At 70.9% G+C, this 20,039-nt stretch carries 22 protein-coding genes and 1 tRNA gene; 7 read left to right on the top strand and 16 right to left on the bottom strand.

Going from position 1 to position 20,039, the window contains the following annotated elements; all coding sequences use genetic code 11:
* Positions 1 to 3: 3 nt before the first annotated feature.
* The 6 genes from ACIBK1_RS38145 to ACIBK1_RS38120 all read right to left on the bottom strand — a co-directional run bounded on the left by ACIBK1_RS38145 (position 4) and on the right by ACIBK1_RS38120 (position 3,154).
* Positions 4 to 501 (bottom strand): MarR family winged helix-turn-helix transcriptional regulator, encoded by a 498-nt coding sequence (locus ACIBK1_RS38145; RefSeq protein WP_076438516.1) that lies wholly within the window; start codon positions 499 to 501, stop codon positions 4 to 6.
* 98 nt (positions 502 to 599) lie between these two features.
* Positions 600 to 1,313, bottom strand: coding sequence for a 50S ribosomal protein L1 (gene rplA, locus ACIBK1_RS38140; protein WP_030510281.1), 714 nt, complete (start codon positions 1,311 to 1,313; stop codon positions 600 to 602).
* A 71-nt stretch (positions 1,314 to 1,384) separates the two neighbouring features.
* Positions 1,385 to 1,816 carry a 50S ribosomal protein L11 gene (gene rplK / locus ACIBK1_RS38135; protein ID WP_030510282.1) on the bottom strand — a complete coding sequence of 144 codons (432 nt, stop codon included), beginning with the start codon at positions 1,814 to 1,816 and terminating at the stop codon, positions 1,385 to 1,387.
* A 94-nt stretch (positions 1,817 to 1,910) separates the two neighbouring features.
* On the bottom strand, positions 1,911 to 2,693 hold the full coding sequence (gene nusG, locus ACIBK1_RS38130) for a transcription termination/antitermination protein NusG (protein WP_030510283.1): 783 nt from the start codon (positions 2,691 to 2,693) through the stop codon (positions 1,911 to 1,913).
* 55 nt (positions 2,694 to 2,748) lie between these two features.
* The gene (gene secE, locus ACIBK1_RS38125; RefSeq protein WP_030510284.1) at positions 2,749 to 3,006 is read right to left on the bottom strand and encodes a preprotein translocase subunit SecE; all 258 of its coding nucleotides are present in this window, start codon (positions 3,004 to 3,006) and stop codon (positions 2,749 to 2,751) included.
* Positions 3,007 to 3,081: 75 nt separating this feature from the next.
* Positions 3,082 to 3,154, bottom strand: a tRNA-Trp gene (locus tag ACIBK1_RS38120).
* 235 nt (positions 3,155 to 3,389) lie between these two features.
* On the opposite strand from ACIBK1_RS38120, the gene ACIBK1_RS38115 reads away from it, so the two are divergent.
* Positions 3,390 to 4,595: a pyridoxal phosphate-dependent aminotransferase gene (locus tag ACIBK1_RS38115; protein WP_030510285.1), complete on the top strand. Its 1,206-nt coding sequence runs from the start codon at positions 3,390 to 3,392 to the stop codon at positions 4,593 to 4,595.
* A gap of 186 nt (positions 4,596 to 4,781) precedes the next feature.
* Here the strand turns inward: ACIBK1_RS38115 and ACIBK1_RS38110 are convergent, their stop codons facing one another.
* Both ACIBK1_RS38110 and ACIBK1_RS38105 read right to left on the bottom strand, forming a co-directional pair.
* The gene (locus ACIBK1_RS38110; RefSeq protein ID WP_081903811.1) at positions 4,782 to 5,780 is read right to left on the bottom strand and encodes a PASTA domain-containing protein; all 999 of its coding nucleotides are present in this window, start codon (positions 5,778 to 5,780) and stop codon (positions 4,782 to 4,784) included.
* Positions 5,777 to 6,277 carry a SigE family RNA polymerase sigma factor gene (locus ACIBK1_RS38105; RefSeq protein ID WP_030510287.1) on the bottom strand — a complete coding sequence of 167 codons (501 nt, stop codon included), beginning with the start codon at positions 6,275 to 6,277 and terminating at the stop codon, positions 5,777 to 5,779. Before ACIBK1_RS38105 ends, ACIBK1_RS38110 begins: the two co-directional genes overlap by 4 nt.
* Before the next feature lie 74 nt (positions 6,278 to 6,351).
* Between ACIBK1_RS38105 and ACIBK1_RS38100 the strand changes: the two genes are divergently transcribed.
* Positions 6,352 to 7,371, top strand: a complete 1,020-nt coding sequence (locus ACIBK1_RS38100; RefSeq protein ID WP_036408073.1) for an adenosine deaminase — start codon at positions 6,352 to 6,354, stop codon at positions 7,369 to 7,371.
* A 9-nt stretch (positions 7,372 to 7,380) separates the two neighbouring features.
* Here ACIBK1_RS38100 and ACIBK1_RS38095 read toward each other — a convergent pair whose 3' ends face one another.
* Both ACIBK1_RS38095 and ACIBK1_RS38090 read right to left on the bottom strand, forming a co-directional pair.
* Positions 7,381 to 8,145, bottom strand: coding sequence for a hypothetical protein (locus tag ACIBK1_RS38095; RefSeq protein WP_396740498.1), 765 nt, complete (start codon positions 8,143 to 8,145; stop codon positions 7,381 to 7,383).
* Positions 8,129 to 8,680, bottom strand: coding sequence for an RNA polymerase sigma factor (locus ACIBK1_RS38090; protein ID WP_030510290.1), 552 nt, complete (start codon positions 8,678 to 8,680; stop codon positions 8,129 to 8,131). The genes ACIBK1_RS38095 and ACIBK1_RS38090 overlap by 17 nt, the downstream gene beginning before the upstream one ends.
* A gap of 301 nt (positions 8,681 to 8,981) precedes the next feature.
* Between ACIBK1_RS38090 and ACIBK1_RS38085 the strand changes: the two genes are divergently transcribed.
* From ACIBK1_RS38085 to ACIBK1_RS38070, 4 genes are all read left to right on the top strand, one after another.
* Positions 8,982 to 9,713: a class I SAM-dependent methyltransferase gene (locus tag ACIBK1_RS38085; RefSeq protein ID WP_387073486.1), complete on the top strand. Its 732-nt coding sequence runs from the start codon at positions 8,982 to 8,984 to the stop codon at positions 9,711 to 9,713.
* Between the two features lie 78 nt (positions 9,714 to 9,791).
* Positions 9,792 to 10,490 carry a response regulator transcription factor gene (locus ACIBK1_RS38080; RefSeq protein WP_030510292.1) on the top strand — a complete coding sequence of 233 codons (699 nt, stop codon included), beginning with the start codon at positions 9,792 to 9,794 and terminating at the stop codon, positions 10,488 to 10,490.
* Positions 10,490 to 11,875 (top strand): sensor histidine kinase, encoded by a 1,386-nt coding sequence (locus ACIBK1_RS38075; RefSeq protein ID WP_051762162.1) that lies wholly within the window; start codon positions 10,490 to 10,492, stop codon positions 11,873 to 11,875. Before ACIBK1_RS38080 ends, ACIBK1_RS38075 begins: the two co-directional genes overlap by 1 nt.
* A gap of 40 nt (positions 11,876 to 11,915) precedes the next feature.
* The gene (locus tag ACIBK1_RS38070; protein WP_357321996.1) at positions 11,916 to 13,793 is read left to right on the top strand and encodes an acyl-CoA dehydrogenase family protein; all 1,878 of its coding nucleotides are present in this window, start codon (positions 11,916 to 11,918) and stop codon (positions 13,791 to 13,793) included.
* Positions 13,794 to 13,857: 64 nt separating this feature from the next.
* On the opposite strand, the gene ACIBK1_RS38065 is transcribed toward ACIBK1_RS38070, so the two are convergent.
* The 6 genes from ACIBK1_RS38065 to ACIBK1_RS38040 form a co-directional block, all read right to left on the bottom strand.
* Positions 13,858 to 14,016 carry a hypothetical protein gene (locus tag ACIBK1_RS38065; RefSeq protein ID WP_156081078.1) on the bottom strand — a complete coding sequence of 53 codons (159 nt, stop codon included), beginning with the start codon at positions 14,014 to 14,016 and terminating at the stop codon, positions 13,858 to 13,860.
* A 504-nt stretch (positions 14,017 to 14,520) separates the two neighbouring features.
* Complete coding sequence (locus ACIBK1_RS38060; protein ID WP_363423643.1) at positions 14,521 to 15,666, bottom strand: acetyl-CoA C-acetyltransferase; 1,146 nt, start codon at positions 15,664 to 15,666, stop codon at positions 14,521 to 14,523.
* Positions 15,667 to 15,771: 105 nt separating this feature from the next.
* Positions 15,772 to 16,797, bottom strand: coding sequence for a hypothetical protein (locus tag ACIBK1_RS38055; RefSeq protein WP_396740495.1), 1,026 nt, complete (start codon positions 16,795 to 16,797; stop codon positions 15,772 to 15,774).
* Between the two features lie 81 nt (positions 16,798 to 16,878).
* Complete coding sequence (locus tag ACIBK1_RS38050; RefSeq protein WP_030510297.1) at positions 16,879 to 17,787, bottom strand: class F sortase; 909 nt, start codon at positions 17,785 to 17,787, stop codon at positions 16,879 to 16,881.
* Positions 17,788 to 17,795: 8 nt separating this feature from the next.
* Positions 17,796 to 18,716 (bottom strand): hypothetical protein, encoded by a 921-nt coding sequence (locus ACIBK1_RS38045; protein WP_030510298.1) that lies wholly within the window; start codon positions 18,714 to 18,716, stop codon positions 17,796 to 17,798.
* A 156-nt stretch (positions 18,717 to 18,872) separates the two neighbouring features.
* Entirely contained in the window at positions 18,873 to 19,358 is a 486-nt protein-coding gene (locus ACIBK1_RS38040; RefSeq protein ID WP_156081079.1) for a hypothetical protein, read from the bottom strand.
* Positions 19,359 to 19,374: 16 nt separating this feature from the next.
* Between ACIBK1_RS38040 and ACIBK1_RS38035 the strand changes: the two genes are divergently transcribed.
* On the top strand, positions 19,375 to 19,917 hold the full coding sequence (locus ACIBK1_RS38035; protein ID WP_156081080.1) for a hypothetical protein: 543 nt from the start codon (positions 19,375 to 19,377) through the stop codon (positions 19,915 to 19,917).
* Positions 19,918 to 20,039: the final 122 nt, after the last annotated feature.

Here is a 20,039-nt window from a genome sequence, read left to right as displayed (position 1 = left end):
GGCCTACGCGAGGGCGCCCAGGAGGTCGCGCAGCAACCGATCGAGCGTCGCGGCGTCCTCCGCGGCCAGCCCCGACGCGAGCCCGGCGAGATTCGCCGCGTGGTCGGTGAGCGTCGCGTCGATGACCTCGCGCCCCTTCTCCGACAACGAGATCTTGAAGCTGCGCCGGTCGGCCGGGTCGAGACTGCGCTCGACCAGTCCGGCGGCCTCCAGCCGGTCGAGCCGGCTGGTCATGCCGGCACGCGACATCATCACCATGTCCGACAGCTCGGACGGGATCAGCGTGTACGGCGGGCCGGAACGGCGCAGCGCGGCCAGCACGTCGAAGTCCCCCGAGCGCAGGCCGTGCCGGTTGAGGACCTCCTCGACCCGGCCCTCGACCACCCGGGCCACCTGGGCGACGCGACCGAAGACCCCCATGGCCGACAGGTCCAGGTCGGGCCGCTCGCGCTGCCACTGGTCGAGGATGTGATCGACGGAATCCCTGCGCTCTTCGGTCACGGGCCGAGTTTATTCGCCGTCTGATTATCGGCAGACGCGCGGAAGCCCCCGCCCGAAAGGGCGGGGGCTTCCGTCGTCGTATCGGCCGGGGTGACGGCTCAGGCGTCGATCTCGGCGGTCATCCCCCGCGTCACGTTCGGGTCGACCGGGATGCCCGGGCCCATGGACGTGGTGAAGGTGACCTTCTTGAGGTAACGGCCCTTGGCCGCCGACGGCTTGAGACGCAGCACCTCGTCCAGCGCCGCGGCGTAGTTCTCCACCAGCTGACGGTCGTCGAAGGACGCCTTGCCGATGATGAAGTGCAGGTTCGCGTGCCGGTCGACCCGGAACTCGATCTTTCCGCCCTTGATTTCGGTGACGGCCTTGGCCACGTCGGGCGTGACGGTGCCGGTCTTCGGGTTCGGCATGAGGCCGCGGGGGCCGAGCACGCGGCCCAGACGACCGACCTTGCCCATCAGGTCCGGGGTGGCGACGACCGCGTCGAAGTCGAGACGGCCCTTGGACACCTCGTCGATCAGGTCGTCGGAGCCGACGATGTCGGCGCCCGCCGCGCGGGCCTCCTCGGCACGGTCACCGGTCGCGAAGACCAGGACCCGGGCGGTCTTGCCGGTGCCGTGCGGGAGGTTGACGGTGCCACGGACCATCTGGTCGGCCTTGCGCGGGTCGACGCCCAGCCGCAGGGCGACCTCGACGGTCGCGTCGAACTTCGTGGTCGCGGTCTTCTTGGCCAGCCGCACGCCGTCGAGCGGGGCGTACAGGGCCGCGCGGTCGACCTCGGCCGCCGCGTTCTTCCAGTTCTTGCTGCGCTTCACTTCATGCTCCTCGTGGAGATCGTGGTCCGGGCCTGCGCGGGCCCTCCCACTGCGATGGTCACCGCTGAGAGTCAGTCGGCGATGGTGATGCCCATGGAGCGGGCGGTGCCGGCGATGATCTTCTCGGCGGCCTCGACGTCGTTCGCGTTGAGGTCCTGCATCTTGGTCTCGGCGATCTGGCGAAGCTGCTCGCGGGTCAGCTTGCCCACCTTGTCCTTGTGCGGGTTCGCGCTGCCCTTCTGCAGACCGGCGGCCTTCTTGATCAGCTCAGGCGCCGGCGGCGTCTTCGTGATGAAGGTGAAGGTGCGGTCTTCGAAGATGGTGATCTCGACGGGGATGATGTTGCCCCGCTGGGCCTCCGTCGCCGCGTTGTACTGCTTGACGAAGTCCATGATGTTGACGCCGTGCGGACCGAGCGCGGTACCGACCGGCGGCGCGGGGGTGGCCTGCCCAGCGGGAAGCTGGACCTTCACCAGGGCCGCGACTTTCTTCTTTGGAGGCATTTGTCTTTCTCCGGGTCCTTTGTCCTACAAAAGCCTCACGGGCACGCCGAAACAGGGCGTGCGTGAGGACGGCTATCGAGTCTACGCGAGGCGCTCAGATCTTCGAGACCTGGTTGAACGACAGCTCGACCGGGGTCTCTCGACCGAAGATCGAGACGAGGACCTTGAGCTTCTGCGACTCGGCGCTGATCTCGCTGACCGTGGCCGGCAGCGTGGCGAACGGCCCGTCCATGACCGTGACGGACTCGCCGACCTCGAAGTCGACGGTCGCGGTGGCGGTCTTGGTCGTGGCCTTCTTGACTTCCTCGGAAGGCTCCGGGGCCAGCAGCTTGGCGACCTCGTCGAGGTTCAGCGGGCTCGGCTTGTTGGACAGGCCGACGAAGCCGGTCACACCGGGCGTGTTACGCACCGCGGCCCAGGACTCGTCGGTCAGGTCCATCCGGACCAGAACGTAGCCGGGAAGCACGCGCTCCTTGATCGGAGTCTTCTTGCCGCCCTTGAACTCCGTGATCGTGTGGGTCGGCACCTCGACCTGGAAGATGAAGTCCTCCATGTTGAGGGACCCGATACGGCTCTCGATGTTCTGCTTCACGCGGTTCTCGTAACCGGCGTACGAGTGGATGACGTACCACTCGCCGAACTGACCGCGAAGCTGACGCTTGAACTCCTCGACCGGGTCGACATCCGGAAGGACGTCACCGTCCTCGTCGACCTGCGCGGCGGCCTCGGCCGAGTCTTCGCCGCCGTCACCGCCGTCTGAGTCGGCGACCGTGGTCTCCTCGGTCTCCTCGACCTCTGCTACGGCCTCGTCCTGCTCGGTGCCCCACTCGTCATGCTCATCATGGGAGCGGTCGGCCGGCATCGGGGACTCGGACACGGGACTCTTCCTTCTTCGCTTGGTGTCTTGACGTGCTGTGACGTCTCGGACCGGATCAGGATCCGCCGAAGAGCCAGAGCACTGCCTTACCCAGCAGCGTATCGATCCCGAACACGAGCCCAACCATGATCACAACGAAGACCAGGACAACTACGGTGTACGAGATCAGGTCATTACGCCGGGGCCAGATGACCTTGCGCAGCTCGGCGACGACCTGCCGGTAGAACAGAGCGGGCGAGGTGCGCTTTGCCTTCTTCTCACTGGTCGGCTTGCCTGGCTTGCCAGCGGTTTCACCGCGGGTGTCGATCGCCACAGTCCTCACCTGATCCGTCGTGTCCGTCGCAGTTGCGGCGCGCTTTCACGCCATTGTTGCGCGGACCGCACTCCGCAGGGCACGAGGGACTCGAACCCCCAACCGCCGGTTTTGGAGACCGGTGCGCTACCAATTGCGCTAGTGCCCTAAGCCGTGCACCACGATACCCGAGAAACGCGCCGGAGCGTCCGTCCCGTCGTTCACGTGGCCCACTAGTCGGTGAAGTGTACGCGGGATTCACCACTCCGTCGAACCACACGGCCACCGCACCGCCCGGAGGCGGCTCGGGTGCCGTTCGCGTGCGGTCTAAAGCTACCGTGCGAACCCGTCCGCATCCTGGATATGGAGACGAAACCGCGTGGCGCGTCTGGAACGATGGAGGCATGACGCGACCTCGCATCTCCGCACGTATATCCGCGATCTCCGAGTCCGCGACTCTGGCCGTGGACGCCAAGGCCAAGGCGATGAAGGCGGCCGGTCGCCCGGTCATCGGCTTCGGCGCCGGCGAGCCCGATTTCCCCACGCCCGACTACATCGTCGAGGCGGCCGTCGAGGCGTGCCGGAACCCCCGGTTCCACAAGTACACGCCGGCCGGGGGCCTGCCCGAGCTCAAGCAGGCGATCGCCGACAAGACGCTGCGCGACAGCGGGTTCCAGGTCGAGGCCGCTCAGGTCCTGGTGACGAACGGCGGAAAGCAGGCGGTCTACGAGGCGTTCGCCACGCTGCTCGACCCCGGTGACGAGGTCCTGGTCGTGGCGCCCTACTGGACGACGTACCCGGAGGCGATCAAGCTCGCGGGCGGTGTCCAGGTCGACGTGGTCACCGACGAGACCACCGGTTACCTGGCCTCGGTCGAGCAGCTCGAGGAGAAGCTGACCGACCGCACCAAGGTCCTGCTGTTCGTCTCGCCGTCCAATCCGACGGGGGCCGTCTACTCCCCCGCCCAGGTCGAGGAGATCGGCCGCTGGGCCCTGGACAAGGGCCTGTGGGTCGTGACCGACGAGATCTACGAGCACCTGGTCTACGGCGAGGCGCAGTTCTCCAGCATCGCCACCGCCGTCCCCGAGCTGCGCGACCGGGTCGTCGTGCTGAACGGCGTGGCCAAGACGTACGCGATGACCGGCTGGCGGGTGGGCTGGCTGATCGGCCCGTCCGACGTGGTCAAGGCGGCGACGAACCTGCAGTCCCACGCCACCTCGAACGTCTCCAACGTCGCCCAGGCCGCCGCGCTCGCGGCCGTCTCCGGCGACCTGTCGGCCGTCGCCCGGATGCGCGCGGCGTTCGACCGGCGCCGCCAGACCATGGTCCGGATGCTCAACGAGATCCCCGGCGTGGTCTGCCCTGAGCCGTTCGGCGCGTTCTACGCGTACCCGTCGGTCAAGGCGCTGCTGGGCAAGGAGATTCGCGGCAAGCGTCCGCAGACCTCGGCCGAGCTGGCCGAGCTCATCCTTGAGGAGGCCGAGGTCGCGCTGGTGCCCGGCGAGGCGTTCGGCACCCCCGGCTACTTCCGCCTGTCGTACGCGCTGGGCGACGACGACCTGACCGAGGGCGTCAGCCGGGTGACCAAGCTCCTGGCCGAGGCCCACTGAAAGATTCAGCCGGCCCGGCATCGAGGCGCACCGGCGACGGAGACCCGCTGAGAACCGAGTCCTCCTGGACGCCACGGATTCCGGTGCGAAGGCCCGGTCCCCCGAAAGCGGGACCGGGCCTTCGTCATGCTCCGGGCGTGATCGCGAAGCCCACCACAGAACGCGGGGGCCCGGATCGGGGTGGGGTCACTTGTCGAGGGCGGCTCCGGCGGCGATCTTCTTCAGCTCCTTGTCGGCCTCCGCCGTGCCGAGCTTGGCCGCGTAGTCAGGGCTGATCATGACCTCGGCCCCGACGCCGGGCGCGAGGGTCCACACGATCGTCCGGGTGCCGCCGTCCAGGATCCGGTCGCCGCCCTCCGACACGCTGACCAGGTAGGCCTTCCTGCCGCCGACCTCGACCGGCTCGGCGCCCTGCGCGGCGAAGCTCTGCATGCGCTTGGCCAGCACGCTCGCGGCGTCCTTCCGGTAGACGACCATCTGGACGTTGTACATGCCGGGTTCCAGGCCGGGCTCCACCCAGCTCGTGGTGTAGGTCTCCTTGCCGAACCCGTCCTTGCCGGACCACTTGCCCCATTCGAGCCGTTCGGGCAGGTAGCCGAGGTGCACACCGCCGAGCGTCCGGCCGTCCCCCAGGTCGCCGAGGTCCTGGGGCATCCCCGCCCCCTCGGCGCTCTCCGAAGGGGCGGGGGTCGGACCGGCCGTTGTGGCGATCATGATCGTGACCGCCGCCCCGGGGGGAGCGGCCGTCCCGGGCTGCGGCATCTGGGCGAAGACCGTGCCCGCCGGGGCGTCGTCGTTGAGCATCTTCATGACCCTCACCGTGTAGCCGGCCTCCTTCAGGATGGCGTCGACCTCCACGGCGCGCTTGCCGACCACGTCGGGGACGAGCACTTCCGGCGTGGCGACGGTGTCGCCGGAGGCGGCTGCGGACGCGGCCGGACCTCCCTGGCCGCCGGCGCCGGTCCCGGCGAGGCTGCCGGGGTTGGAGGCGGTGTCGGGCCGGGCGGTCAACGCCACGGGCACGCCCACGGCGACCGCCCCGGCGAGCACGACCGCCCCCGCCACACGAAATCTGACGGCGTGGCGGCGGTTGCCCCGCCGGACCGCCTGGCCCAGCGACGGCGACGCGTGCACGCCGGCGACCTGAGCGGCCATGGCATCTCTCAGTGCCTCTTCGACGTTCATGCGGACGCTCCTTCCAGGTTCTCCATGCGTGCGCGCACGCGTGCCAGGCCACGGGCGGCCTGGCTCTTGACGGTGCCGACCGAGCAGCCGAGCAGCGCGGCGGTCTCGGCCTCCGACATGTCCTCCCAGTAGCGAAGGACCAGTACGGCCCGCATCCGGGCCGGCAACTTCCTGAGTTCGGTGACGAGCACGTCGCGCAGGCCGAGGTCCGGCGACTCCACAGGTGTCTCCGGCGGCTGGGCGAAGGTGATCTCCTGGAGCACCTTGCGCCGCCTGGCCTTGCTGATCGCGCCGTTCACCACGACCCGGCGCGCGTACGCCTCGGGGTTGTCGTGCCGGATCCGCGGCCAGTGCCGGTAGACCTTCTCCAGCGCGTTCTGGACCATGTCCTCGGCATCCGACGCAGAGGCGCCGCAGACCAGGATCGCGGTGCGCAGGAGGGCGGTGCTGCGCGCGGCCAGGAACTCGTCGAAGGCCGCCTCGTCTTCTTCGGTCATGAGCTCCCCTTTCGCCCCTCCCCAACGCGCCAACCCCGCGACGGGTTGAGAGCGACATGCGGCAACATATGGAGATGGCACGTCCACTAAACACGCTCCCCAAGGCACACCTGCACCTGCACTTCACCGGCTCGATGCGGCATTCGACGCTGATCGAGCTCGCCCGGGAGCAGGGCGTCCACCTTCCCGACGCTCTGGTGGAGGACTGGCCGCCGAAACTGCGGGCGACCGACGAGCGCGGCTGGTTCCGGTTCCAGCGGTTGTACGACATCGCGCGGTCGGTGCTGCGCCGGCCCGAGGACGTCTACCGGCTGCTGCGCGAGGCCGCCGAGGACGAGGCCCGGGAGGGGTCGCGCTGGCTGGAGATCCAGGTGGACCCGTCCGGGTACGCCCAGCGGTTCGGCGGGCTGACCGAGACACTCGAACTCGTCCTCGACGCGACGGAGAGGGCAGCCCGGCAGGCCGGGATCGGCATGGCGGTGATCGTGGCGGCCAACCGCACCCGGCACACGCTCGACGCCAGGACGCTGGCCCGCCTGGCGGCGCATTACCAGGGCAGGGGCGTGGTGGGCTTCGGCCTGTCCAACGACGAGCGGCGCGGCCGGGCCAGGGACTTCGAGCACGCCTTCCGGATCGCCAGGCGTGCGGGGCTGCTCGCCGTGCCGCACGGCGGCGAGCTGCTGGGCGCGGCGAGCGTCGCGGAATGCCTCGACGACCTGGGCGCCGACCGGATCGGTCACGGGGTGCGCGCGGCCGAGTCGCCCCGCCTGATGGAACGGCTGGCCGACCGGCAGATCACCTGTGAGGTGTGCCCGCTGTCCAACGTGGGCCTCGGGGTGGCGGAACGGCCCGAGGACGTGCCGCTACGGCGGCTCTTCGAGGCCGGGGTGCCGATCGCCCTCGGCGCCGACGACCCGCTGCTGTTCGGCGCCCGGCTGCTGCCACAGTATGAGCTCGCCCGGGAGGTGTACGGCTTCGCCGACGCCGAGCTCGCCGAGCTGGCCCGGCAGTCGATCCGGTCGTCGACGGCGCCCGACGCGGTGAAGAAGGAGTTGCTCGGCGAGATCGACGCCTGGCTCGCCTCCCCCGAGTGAGTCCGCCGTTCACCGGACCGAGAGGGCGATCCGCACGGCCTCGTCGCGGTCCGGCCCCTCCAGCCGCAGCCCGACCAGCTTGTGCTGCCAGATGAGCGTCGGCCCTGCCACCCGCGCCTCTTGCGGCGCGCCGCCGGCCGACGGCATGTACGACACCCCGTGGGGCTGCTGGATCCACCATCCGCCGACCGCGCCCACCTGATCCGGCCACGGCTCTCCGAGCTCCTTGCGCCAGACGACGCTCAGCGTGCCGTCGAACTCGTCGAGCCGGACGCCCGGCCACAGGAGCGTCACCACCCGGCCGCCGTCGGCGACGCGTACGTCGGCCGGCACGCCGAGCGCGGACGGCACGGCGACGGGGAAGCGGGCGGTCCGCCGCGCCTCCTCCAGCGTCACCCGGCGCTCGCCGGGCAACGGGCCCGGCACCCCCGTGGGCAGCGGCCCGGCGCCGCCCACGTGGATCTCGACGCCCGCGAAGCGCAGCACCGACACCACCGCGGCCCGGCCCTGGGGGGTGGCCCCGAGCAGCACGGCCATCAGCACCGCCACCGCCGCTGCCGCCACGCGCGGCGACGGCCGCCATGCGGCCCGCCGCCGTGCCCTGTCGCCGGCGCGCCCGTCGTGGGCCCGGCCGTCTTCGAGGCGGGCGCGTACGGCGCGCGCCAGGTCGGCGGGAGGCGGCGCAGGAGGCACCGCCAGGTCCTCGCCGAGGGCCCGCAGCCGTGACTCGAGGTCCTCCGGTGCGATCGGATCGCTGTCATCCGAGGTGCTCACGGCCCACCTCCTCCCGCAGGCGCCGCAGGGCCCGGAACGTCCGCGACTTCACCGTGCCGAGGCGCACGCCGAGGACCTCGGCCGTCTCCGCCTCGGACAACTGCAGGAAATACCTGCAGACCACGGCTTCGCGTTCCCCGTCGGGCAGCGCGCGTACGGACTCCAGCAGGCGGGTCCTGCCGTCGGCGTCCACGGCCGCGTCCTCCGGGTCCTCGGGATCCCCTGGTCCGTACGGCTCCCGCTCGCGGCCCAGCCGTACGGCGAGGTCGGAGCGGCGGCCGCGCGACCGGGTGAGGTCGTGGGTCGCGTTGGCCACGATGCGCAGCAGCCAGGGGCGGAAGGACGAGCCGCGGCGGAACCCCTTGAGGTGGCGGAACGCCTTGACGAACGCCTCCTGGACGACGTCCTCCGCCTCGTCGGCCGCCCCGAGCAGGCTCGCCGTCCGGTGGGCGACCGCGCTGTATCGGGTGACCAGCACCTCGTAGGCGTCAAGGTCACCGGCCAGGGCGCGGGTAACTGCCTCGTCGTCGTCCATCAGGGGCAATCGGGGGCAATCGGGGGGCGGGATGGAGGTGAAGCCTACGATCAGGCGGGCATCTCGTCCACAGTGCTCTCTGAAGAACGGTGCTCGCCGAAGAACAGTGCTCGCCGAGAACGTGCCGTCGAAAGAATGGCGCCGCAGAAAGATTCACCGTGGCATCGAAGGATTCACAGTACCGCCATGAGAACAGTGCGGGCCGAAGCCGTCATCGGCGGCCCCTCCGGCGAAGCGGACGCCCGCCAATGGGGCGGGCACTACACTTTCCACGACCGTCAGCGTGCAGATCGAGGATCCTATGTCTGGGTATGACCGAGTAGTCCAGCCGGCGGCCGGGGACGAGGCTCTGGAGAACCACCTCGGCGGCGACGAGGCCAAGAACTACCGGCAGTACGAGTTCGACATGGTCGCACCGCACGTCGGGCGGTCGCTCCTGGAGATCGGTTCGGGTCTCGGGCACTTCGCCGAGCAGTTCCTGCCGCGCCTGGACCGGCTCGTGGTCAGCGACTTCGATCCCTACTGCGTGGAGCAGCTGCGCAAGAGGTTCGCCGACCGCGACGACGTGTCGGTGCTCCAGTTCGGCCTGCCGACCGAGATCCCCCTGGCCGACCCGGTCGACACCGTCGTGATGATGAACGTCCTCGAGCACATCGAGGAGGACGCCGAGGCGCTGCGGTCGCTGGCCAAGGTGACCGCTCCCGGCGGGCGCATCATCATCTGGGTGCCCGGCTACATGCAGCTCTACGGGGACTTCGACCGCAAGGTGGGGCACGTCACCCGCTACACCCCCGCCACCCTGCGCAAGACCGTGACCGACGCCGGCCTCGAGGTCCAGGTGCTCAAGCCGATCAACTTCCTCGGCGGCATCGCCTGGTGGGCGGCCGTGCGGCGGGGCGGCGTGGGCTACCCCGACCCCCGGCTCGTCAAGATCTACGACCGCACCGTCGTGCCGCTGACCCGGCTCATCGAGCGGTTCGTCCGCCCGCCGTTCGGCCAGACCGTGTTCTGCGTGGCCCGCGTCCCACGCTGACGCGCGACTGCCGCGTGGAGCGGCCACGGAGACCGTAATTGTGCGGCAAATGCCTTCTACCTGCACAATGGGTCCCTCATGAGTGAAACCAGGATCCTCGTCGTCGAGGACGAGCCAAACATCCGGGACGTCGTGGAAGTCGCGCTCAGATTCCACGGCTTCCGGGTGACGGCCGTGGGCACGGGAGCCGCGGCGCTCGGCGAGGTCCTGCGGGACCAGCCCGACCTGGTCGTCCTCGACGTCATGCTGCCCGACATCGACGGCTTCGAGGTGTGCCGGCGGATCCGCGCCGGCGGAGTGCACCCTCCCGTGATCTTCCTCACCGCCCGCGACGCGGTCGCCGACACGGTGCGCGGGCTGACGCTCGGCGGCGACGACTACGTCACCAAGCCCTTCTCCGTCGAGGCGCTGGTCGCGCGGATCCGCGCCGTGCTGCGCCGTACGACGGTGCCGGCGGCGGCCGAGCGGGCGGACGGGCCGATCCTCCGGGTGGCCGACCTGGAACTCGACGAGGCGCGCTGGGAGGTGCGGCGCGGCGGCGTCCCCGTTGAGCTGTCGCCGACCGAGTTCCGCCTGCTGGCCTTCCTGATGTCCAACGCCGGCCTGGTGCTCACCAAGCGGCGGCTGCTGGAGGAGGTCTGGGGCTACGGCGGGAGTTCGCAGGTGCTGGAGACCTACATCTCCTACCTGCGCCGCAAGCTCGACCCGCTCGGACCGCCGCTGATCCACACCCAGCGCGGCATCGGATACGCGCTGCGGCCTCCCCAGGATTCCTGATGTCGCTCAGGACGCGCCTGCTCGCCGGGTTGCTCGGGGTGAGCGCTGTCCTGCTCGTCGTGTTCTCCCTCGTCAGTGTCCTCGTCCTGCGCGGCCACCTGCGTACGCGGCTGGAGGGGCAGGTGGTGGCGGCGACCGTCACGGCGGCACGCCGGGTGGTCGTGGGCGACCCGCTCGAACAGGCGCTGACCGGCTCCACCTATGCCCTCGCCGCCTACGACCTCACCGAGGACCGCGCCCATCTGGTCAGCGGCGACGCCGCCGACGCCGCGGCGGTCCCCGGGCTGGCCGAGACGCTGGGCAAGGAGAGGTTGCTGGCGTACGCGGCGCAGGGCCGCACGTTCGACCTCGACCCGAGCCGCGACCACGACATGATCGCGGCGGTGGCGATGTCGCCGAGCGGTCTGCGGCTGGTGGTCGTCGCGGTGCCCCTGGACGCGGTCGACGACCCGGTGCGCCACCTGCTGATCAGCGAGCTGGCGACCGGCGGGGTGCTGATCCTGCTGCTGGCCGCGGGCGGCCGGCTGCTGATCGCCGGTGGTCTCGCGCCTCTCGGCAAGATGGCGGGCACCGCCCACCTGGTGGCCGAGCGAGTCGACCTGTCGGCCCGGATGCCCGAGGGGCCGTCGGAGGTCGGCAGGCTCGGCGCGGCGATCAACCTCATGCTCCACCGGATCGCCGACGCCTTCCGCGACCGCGAGGCGTCAGAAGAGCGCGTGCGCCGCTTCGCCGCCGACGCCTCCCACGAGCTGCGCACCCCGCTGTCGACCATCTCCGGGTATGCGGAGCTGTACCGGGCCGGGGCGATCCCGCCGGAGGACCTGCCCAAGATCATGGGGCGGATCGAGGCCGAGGCCAACCGCATGGGCCGCCTGGTGGGCGAGATGCTGGAACTCGCGCGGCTCGACCGGGGCGCCGCACTCGCGCTCGATGAGACCGACCTGACCGAGATGGCCCGCGAGGTCGCCGCCGACTCGGCCGCCCTCGATCCCGCGTACCCCGTGACGGTGGAGGCCCCGCCCTCCCTGGTCGCGACCGTGGACGAGGCCCGGGTGCGCCAGGTGCTCGTCAACCTGCTCGGCAACGTGCGGGCACACACCCCCGAGGGCACCCGGGCCACCTTACGGCTGCTGCGGGCCCCGGAGTCGGTGACGATCGAGGTGCGCGACACCGGGCCGGGGATGAGCCCGGAGCAGGCGGAGCGGGCCTTCGACCGCTTCCAGCGCGGAGAGGTGCACCTGTCCGGCGGGGCGGGGCTCGGCCTGTCGATCGTGAAGGCCATCGTGGAGGCGCACGGCGGCCGCTGCCGGATCGTCTCCTCCCCCGGCGAAGGGACGGCCGTACACATCGCGCTTCCCGCGATGCAAAAGGCTACTGGCGGGTAGTTAACGAGCACAGCTCCTATCACCGCCGAGGAGGTCGATGATGACGACCGATTACGCCAAGGCCAGGGAGGTGGCCGAGCAGGCGCGCGAGACGGAGTGGACCCGCCCGAGCTTCGGAAAGCAGCTCTTCCTGGGGGACTTCCGGCTGGACCTCGTGCACCCCGCCCCCCGCCTCACCGAGGAGGAGATCAAGAAGGGAGACGACTTCCTGCGCGCCCTGCGGGCGTTCCTGCAGGAGAAGGTCGATCCCGCGCTCATCGAGCGCACCGCCGTGATTCCGGACGAGGTGGTCAAGGGCCTGGCGGCGATCGGCGCGTTCGGCATGACCATCGAGGAGGAGTACGGCGGGCTGGGGCTGAGCCACCTGTACTACTGCCGCGCGCTGGAACTCGTGACCTCGTGCTCCCCCGCGCTCAGCGCGCTGCTGTCGGCGCACCAGTCCATCGGGGTCCCGCAGCCCCTGCGGCTGTTCGGCACCCCCGAGCAGAAGCGCCGCTTCCTGCCCCGCTGCGCCCGGGGCGAGATCTCCGCCTTCCTGCTCACCGAGCCGGACGTCGGCTCCGACCCCGCCCGCCTGTCGACGACCGCCGTCCGCGACGGCGACGCGTACGTGATCAACGGGGTCAAGCTGTGGACGACCAACGGCGTGGTGGCCGGCCTGCTGGTCGTGATGGCCCGGACCGGCGCCAAGATCTCGGCCTTCGTCGTGGAGGCCGACGCTCCCGGCATCACCGTCGAGCACCGCAACCAGTTCATGGGCCTGCGCGGCATCGAGAACGGCGTCACCCGCTTCCACCAGGTGCGGGTGCCGGTGGAGAACCTGATCGGCCGTGAGGGTCAGGGCCTGAAGATCGCCCTGACCACGCTCAACACCGGTCGCCTCTCCCTCCCGGCCACCTGCGTCGGCGCGGCGAAGTGGGCGACGAAGATCGCCCGCGAGTGGGGATGCGAGCGGGTCCAGTGGGGGCGGCCGGTCGGCCAGCACGAGGCCATCGCCCGTAAGGTCGCCTTCATCGCCGCCACCGCGTACGCGCTCGAGTCGGTGGTGGACCTGTCCAGCCGGATGGCCGACGACGAGGGCAACGACATCCGCATCGAGGCCGCGCTCGCCAAGCTGTACAGCACGGAGATGGCCTGGCGGCTCATGGACGAGCTCGTGCAGATGAGAGGCGGGCGCGGTTACGAGACCGCCGAGTCGCTGCACGCCCGCGGGGAGCGCGGCGTGCCCGCCGAGCAGATGCTGCGCGACCTGCGGATCAACCGCATCTTCGAGGGCTCGACCGAGATCATGCACCTGCTCATCGCCCGCGAGGCGGTGGACGCCCACCTGTCGGTCGCGGGCGAGCTCGTCGATCCGAAGGCCGGCCTGCGCGCCAAGGGCCGGGCGGCCACCCGGGCCGGCGCCTTCTACGCCAGGTGGCTGCCGGGCCTGGTGACCGGGCCCGGCCAGGTGCCCACGTCGTACGCCGAGTTCGGCCCGCTCGCCCAGCACCTGCGCTACGTCGAGCGGACCTGCCGCAAGCTCGCCCGATCGACGTTCTACGGCATGTCGCGCTGGCAGGCGCGACTGGAGCACAAGCAGGGGTTCCTGTCGCGGATCGTGGACATCGGCGCCGAACTGTTCGCGATCACCGCGGTCTGCGTGCGCGCCCAGGAGGACGCGGCCGAGTTCGGGCGCAAGCCGTACGAGCTGGCGGACACCTTCTGCCACCAGGCCCGGCAGCGGGCCGAGGCACTGTTCGACCGGCTCTGGGACAACACCGACACCATGGACGTGCGGCTGGCCCGGCGGGTGCTCGACGGGCGCTACACCTTCCTGGAGGAGGGCATCGTCGACCCGTCGCTGGAGGGCCCGTGGATCGCCGCCCAGCGCACCGGCCCGTCCATGTTCGACGACGTCCACCGGCGCATCGGCTGACGGGAACGGCACGGCCCCGCCCCCGGGACGTGGGGGCGGGGCCGTGCAGCGAGGCCGGTCAGGCTCACACGTCGAGGCACCACATCGTGCCGTACCCCGGCACGTAGCAGCGGTACCAGCCCTCGGGCATCTGGGCGTGCGCCGGGGCGGACAGGACGCCGAAGGTGGTGACCGCGACGGCGGTGGTGGCGAGAACGGCCGCGACGCGCTTGAGTGACTTCATTGGTATCTCCTGTGCAGGGAACGTCTCTCTGACGCGGTTGAGTACACAGGAACCCACTTGTCGCAGTCTGGTGAGCCGCTTGGAAGCGGCTTGGTCGCCTTGGACGGAACGAAAACCCTTTGTCCGGCGATACGACGGCTTGTTACTGTCATCCGCATGTGGATTCTCTACGGCGACCGCTGATCAGCTCTCTGAGCCGCTGATCCGCTCAGCTTTCCGGCCCTGTCCATCCGACGCGGCAGCTGAGTGACGGCACCTCGGTGCCGCGTTCCCGACGTACAAGGAGATCCCGTATGCGTACTCGCGCGTCCAGCAAGAGCGGCAAGCAGCAGAACCCGCGCACGCCGCAGCCTCAGCGTTCCTTCCCGCCGCCGCGCCAGATCCCGGCCCCGCCCATGCGACCGGTACGGCAGCCGCGGCGACTGCCGAGAGCCAAGTAACCGGCCCGGCAGGCAAAGGGCACCCCGGATCCATCCGGGGTGCCCTTTTTCTTTCGGCGGACGATCAGAGACGCTCGATGATCGTGACGTTGGCCTGGCCGCCGCCCTCGCACATCGTCTGCAGGCCGTACCGCCCGCCGGTGCGCTCGAGCTCGTGCAGGAGCTTGGTCATGAGGATCGCGCCGGTGCCGCCCAGCGGGTGCCCCAGCGCGATGGCGCCGCCGTTGGGGTTGGTCCGCGCCGGGTCGGCCCCGATCTCCTTGAGCCAGGCCAGCGGCACCGGGGCGAACGCCTCGTTGATCTCGATGACGTCGATGTCCTCGATGGCGAGCCCCGCCCTGGCCAGCGCCTTGCGCGTGGCCGGAATCGGCGCCGTCAGCATGTAGATCGGGTCGTCACCGGTCAGCGCGAGCGTGACGATCCGGGCGCGCGGCACCAGGCCGTGCTCGCGCACCGCCTGCTCCGAGGCGATGAGCAGCGCCCCGGAGCCGTCGGAGATCTGCGAGGAGGTGGCCGCGGTGATCCGGCCGCCCTCGCGGAGGGTCTTCAGCTCGGCCATCTTCTCCAGCGTGGTGTCGGGCCGCGGGCCCTCGTCGTCGGTCACGCCGTTGACCGGGGCGATCTGGTCCTTGAAGTGTCCGTTGGCGATCGCCTTCGCGGCCCGCTGGTGGCTCTCGTAGGCGTAGCGTTCCAGCTCGTCGCGCTCCAGGCCCCACTTCTCGCACATCAGCTCCGCGCCGCGGAACTGGGAGATCTCCTGCTTGCCGTACCGCTCCACCCACTTGTCGCCGAACGGGAACGGCATCCCCTTCTCCAGCGCCGCCGAGATGCTCGACCCCATCGGCACGATGGACATCGACTCGACGCCGGCCGCGACGACCAGGTCCTGCGTCCCCGACAGCACACCCTGCGCGGCGAAGTGGATGGACTGCTGCGACGAGCCGCACTGCCGGTCGATCGTGACCCCGGCCACGGTCTCCGGGAGGCCCGCGCTGAGCCACGCGTTGCGCGCGATGTCCATGGACTGCGGGCCGAACTGCATGACGCAGCCCATGATCACGTCGTCCACGGCGGCGGGGTCGACGCCGGTGCGCTCGATGAGCGCGGAGAGAGTGTGGGCGGCCAGGTCGACCGGGTGGACCGTGGAGAGCCCGCCCTTCTTCTTGCCGACCGGCGTGCGGACCGCCCCGACGATGTACGCCTCTGCCACAGTGCCTCCATAAGAAACCGAGCAATGTTCGGTTAGTGAGAGGTTACATCAGAACTTTCGTCGGGGGAGGCGACGATACGGGCACGGTTTATCCATGGGCAGGGCTCAGGCATATCCCCCCGGCAGCACGTCGGCAGGCTCGGCAAGCTGGAAACCCCGGCTGTCGGCAGCGATCCCCCGGAGCGCGTTGGCGAGCGTCACCGCGACGGCCGCCCGGACGAGCAGCGCCGCCCGCACCTCGTCGGCGCCCTCCGTGTCGTTCCCGCTCAGCACGTCCTCCGCGTCGGAGCCGGCATCCGTGTCGGAGCCGGCATCCGTATCGGATCCGGCATCCGTATCGGATCCGGCGTCCGTGTCCGTGTCCGCGTCCGTGCCCGATGCGGCGTCCAGCGGGCCCGGGGCCGCGTCCGCGTCCGGCACGCCTTCCGCCGGGCCGTCGGCAAGGTCCGCGTCCTCGCCTTCCGGCTCCTCCGTACGCGTCACCGGGGAGACCCGGGCGATCGCGATCTCCGTGAGGTACGGCCAGCGCGTCTGCGCGGCGGGCGGCAGGCGGTGCCCCTCCTCGATCGTGACCAGCACGTCGGCCCCCGCGTAGACGTCGGCCACCCTGCCCCCGCGGACGGGGACGTGGACGATGCCCTCGATCAGCTCGCCTTCCGGCCACCTCTCGGCGTCCACCGCCTCGGCGTGCCGCAGCGCCTCGGACAGAACCGGCAGGATCTCCTCGGGCTCGGGCACGGCCGGCAGATAGACCAGCGGGTCTCCGGCGTCCTCCGCCGGATCGAGCGGCTCGCCCTGGCACAGCGACCAGCCGCCCAGGCGGTAGGCGATGCCCTCGGCCAGGCTCTTGTCGAAGAAGTCCACCGGCAGCGGCCCCTCGGCCGCGATCCGGCACGCCCAGAGCCCGTCATCGTCGGGCACGCCGAGTTTGGCGAGGACGTCCGCGGTCAGTTCGACGGGCGGCTGGATGCGCGATCCGCCCGCGAGGATGTCGTCGCCGTCGGTTCTCGCCTCGGGATCGGCGAGCTGTGCGACCGCCAGCAGTGTCTTCGGATCCGGCCGGGCAGGCAGCAGCGCCGTGGGCCCTGTGCGCAGCCGACCGGGCAGCAGGAGTTTCGAGAACCAGCTCACAGGCCCTCCTCATGATCGGTCGAAGAGACCATAGCCTCCACGGCCTGCCCGCCACGAGCCCTTCCCGGGAGGTGTTCCGGCTCAGGACTTCGTTTTCGCCAGACGCGTTCCGGTCATCGTGGCGTAGACGATGACATTGTCGAAGTAGTGACCGGTCGAATAGTTGTATTTGCCGCCGCAGGTGATCAGCCTGAGCTCGGCGTTGTCGGCGTGGCCGTACACCCGGTTGGTGGGGAACGTCTGCTTGTCCGCCTGCTCGATACCGCCCACGGTGAAGATGGCCACGGTCCCGTCGAGGCGATACACCTCGATCTTGTCGCCGTACGCCAGCTCGTGCAGGCGGCTGAAGACGGCGCCGCGCGAAGTGGTGTCCTTGTGGCCGAGCATGACCGCCGGGCCCGCCTCCCCCGCCGTCGGGCCACCGCGATACCAGCCGACCAGGTTCGAGTTGCTGATGGGAGGCGTCTGGATCGCGCCTGAGCGGTCGAGGCCGACCGACTTGATCGGCGCGTTGACGCCGATCTTGGGGATGACCAGGCGCTTGGGTGTGGACGGCTGCATCGCCGGAGCCGCCGGAATCTTCGGAACCGGCGGAGGCGCGGTGGCGACGGCCTGCGTCAGCGGCTGCCCGACGCCGCCCGGCCCCACCGAGGGGGCGAGCCCGTTCTGCGGCGCCGCGAGCCTTACCGTCGAGCGGCTCGGCGCGCCGTACTCGTCGGGGTTGTTCACCATGATCACTACGCCCACGATCACGACGACCAGGCCCACGATGGCCGCCGTGATCAGCAACCGCCGGACCGCCGCCGCGCTGTCACGGGGAGGCTTCTCCTCCGGTGGCTGCGGCGGAGGCACCGGCTGCATCTGCGGCAGCATCACCGGCTGGAAGACCGGCTGACCGTAAACCGGCTGCGGGTAGCCCTGCCCGCCCGGCCCGGGAGGCACGCCGTACGGCTGGCCCGGCGGGTACTGTCCAGGTGGCGGGGTGGTCATGGTTCGTCCTACTGCCTCGCCGGGCGGCGCCGGGCCCGGAGCACGAGGCCGCCGGCGCCCGCCGCCAGCATGAGCGCGGTGCCGGTGAGGACGAAGAGCCGAGCGTCGGGGCCCGCCTCGCCTCCACCGCCGGTGGCCGCGCCACCCCCGGGCGTGTTCTCGACCTGGGCGGTCTTCGTCTTCGTCTTGACCGGTGTGGGCGATGCGAAGACCGTTTCGAACACCGTCCTGGTGCCGCGCGGCGAGGGCGAGGCGCTCGCGGAGGGGCTCGCGCTGGGGCTGGCACTCGCGCTCGGAGACGCCGAGGGGCTCGCCACCGCGATCGTCGCGACGGCGGGCGCCGTGTTGGCGCCCGTGGTGGCGATCAAGCAGTTGTAGAGCGCGGTCGGCGTCGTGGTGGTCGTGCCCGTGCCGGCGGGCGCGATCATGCTGATCTTGAAGTCTTTCGCCGTCAGCACGACGGAGGTGGCTCCGGCCGACGGCGTGACGGTCAGCGTCGCCGTGGGAAGCGGCGGCATCGTCCCCTGGGCCGTGACGGCCGCGGTCAACGGCGTGCCGGTCGGCGAGGGCGTGGACACGCCCGCGGTCATACCGGCAGGAAGCGCCGACGCCGACACGGTGGGCTGCAGCTCGATCGTCGCGCCGCTCGCGATCTGCACCGGCGCGGGGAACGCCGAGGTCGAGATCGGCTGGATGCTCAGGGTCGCGGTGTACTGGGTGCCGGTCACCGCCGAGGTGGCGGCGCTGAGCGTCACCGTGAAATCGTGCGTCACCGCCGCGCCGCCCGCGCTCGGGCTGCAGCTGTACGTGACGGTCTTCGTGTCGGCATGCGCGCCGAGCGCGCCCAGGCCCAGGAGAAGGCCCGCGCTGACCACTCCGGCCGCGGCGGCCCTTCCGGCGACACGGCCCCGCGCCTTTGACTTCAGCACTGACGTCTCTCCACTTCGATGCTCGCAGTCAACAGGCGTACCAGCATTCCAGCATACGGTCACAGTCAGGTAGAGATCTTACGGACAAAAGCCCCAAGACCGCCTCCGATTGCTCAAACTTTCTTCTGTTCTCGGCATGTTCATGTCAGCCGAACGCTAGCGCCTGCCGTACGAGCCGGGGTTCGGACCGAAGCGCCGCAGCAGCAGCCCTCCGGCCGCCGCGGCTGCCATCAGCGCCAGGCCGGTGAGCACGACGAGCCGGGCGTCCGGGCCCGCGTCGCCACCGCCCCCGGTCTGCGCGCCACCGAGCGGCGTCGTCTTGATCTGCGTGGTCGCCGTACGGGAGGCCGTCGCGGTCGCCGTGACCGTGGTGGTCGTCGTGGTCCTCGGGCTCGCCGACGCCGAGGCGCTGGGACTGGGCGAGCTGCTCGCGTTGCCGTTGCCGGCCGGGCTCGGCGAAGCGGACGGTGACGGAGACGGCGAGGGAGACGCCGCGGAGGCGGCCACCGTGACCGCGAGCGATGCCCGGGTCGCGGTCGCCGGCAGCGTGCACGTGTAGAGCGCCTCACCCGCGCCTGTGGTGTCCCCCGCGGCTCGCAGCCTCAGCGTGAAGTTCCCGGCCGCGACTCCGACCGTGCCCACCGCCGTCGGAGTCAGCGTGACGAGCAGTTCGGGGATCGGCGTCAGCGTGGCCGACGGCGAGAGCGACGACGCGAGCACCGTGGAGGCGGACGGGGTCAGCGTGATGGCCGGACTCTCCTCCTGCGTGCCGGTCTCCGTGTCATCCGTGGCGGAGCCACTGGCGGAGGGCGACGCACTGGCGGAGGGCGACGCGCTCGCGGAGGGGCTCGGGGACGTGCCCGTCGCCACCCGAGACTGCGTGCCGCCCTCCGAGCCGTTGAGGGAAGGCGATGCCGAGGGCGATGCCGAGGCGGATGGAGAGGCCGATGGACTCGGCGTCGGGGAGCCGGAGGGGCTGGGGCTCGGCGACGCGTCCGCGGGCTCGCTCACGACGGGAGCGCCGGTCACCTCCACCAGGCCCTCGGCGATCATGACGTCGTTCGCCGCGACGCCCGTCGCCGGCGCCACCATCGCGCTCTGGCCCTCCGACGGCGACGCGGGAGCGATCCGCCAGGTCACGGTGGCCGTGCTGCTCACCACCGGGTCGTCGGGCGCGACCAGGGTCACGTTCACGGGGTAGGTCGCGGCGGCGCCGCCGGCCGGAGTGCAGGAATACGGCACAGTCGTGGTTTTGGACGCCGCGAGAACCGGCCACGTCATCAGGGCCAGCGCGGCCGTCGCTCCCGCCGCCGACCGGGCCGC

Source organism: Microbispora rosea (assembly GCF_044460045.1).
Taxonomy (GTDB): domain Bacteria; phylum Actinomycetota; class Actinomycetes; order Streptosporangiales; family Streptosporangiaceae; genus Microbispora; species Microbispora rosea.
This window is presented reverse-complemented; position numbering and strand designations above follow the sequence as displayed.

What these genes read in the sequence shown, in the direction of transcription:
- rplK (WP_030510282.1), bottom strand. Translation starts at nt 1,816, where the DNA reads ATGCCTCCAAAGAAGAAAGTCGCGGCCCTGGTGAAGGTCCAGCTTCCC.
- ACIBK1_RS38115 (WP_030510285.1), top strand. Translation starts at nt 3,390, where the DNA reads ATGACGCGACCTCGCATCTCCGCACGTATATCCGCGATCTCCGAGTCC.
- ACIBK1_RS38110 (WP_081903811.1), bottom strand. Translation starts at nt 5,780, where the DNA reads ATGAACGTCGAAGAGGCACTGAGAGATGCCATGGCCGCTCAGGTCGCC.
- ACIBK1_RS38105 (WP_030510287.1), bottom strand. Translation starts at nt 6,277, where the DNA reads ATGACCGAAGAAGACGAGGCGGCCTTCGACGAGTTCCTGGCCGCGCGC.
- ACIBK1_RS38100 (WP_036408073.1), top strand. Translation starts at nt 6,352, where the DNA reads ATGGCACGTCCACTAAACACGCTCCCCAAGGCACACCTGCACCTGCAC.
- ACIBK1_RS38090 (WP_030510290.1), bottom strand. Translation starts at nt 8,680, where the DNA reads ATGGACGACGACGAGGCAGTTACCCGCGCCCTGGCCGGTGACCTTGAC.
- ACIBK1_RS38085 (WP_387073486.1), top strand. Translation starts at nt 8,982, where the DNA reads ATGTCTGGGTATGACCGAGTAGTCCAGCCGGCGGCCGGGGACGAGGCT.
- ACIBK1_RS38080 (WP_030510292.1), top strand. Translation starts at nt 9,792, where the DNA reads ATGAGTGAAACCAGGATCCTCGTCGTCGAGGACGAGCCAAACATCCGG.
- ACIBK1_RS38075 (WP_051762162.1), top strand. Translation starts at nt 10,490, where the DNA reads ATGTCGCTCAGGACGCGCCTGCTCGCCGGGTTGCTCGGGGTGAGCGCT.
- ACIBK1_RS38070 (WP_357321996.1), top strand. Translation starts at nt 11,916, where the DNA reads ATGACGACCGATTACGCCAAGGCCAGGGAGGTGGCCGAGCAGGCGCGC.
- ACIBK1_RS38065 (WP_156081078.1), bottom strand. Translation starts at nt 14,016, where the DNA reads ATGAAGTCACTCAAGCGCGTCGCGGCCGTTCTCGCCACCACCGCCGTC.
- ACIBK1_RS38050 (WP_030510297.1), bottom strand. Translation starts at nt 17,787, where the DNA reads ATGACCACCCCGCCACCTGGACAGTACCCGCCGGGCCAGCCGTACGGC.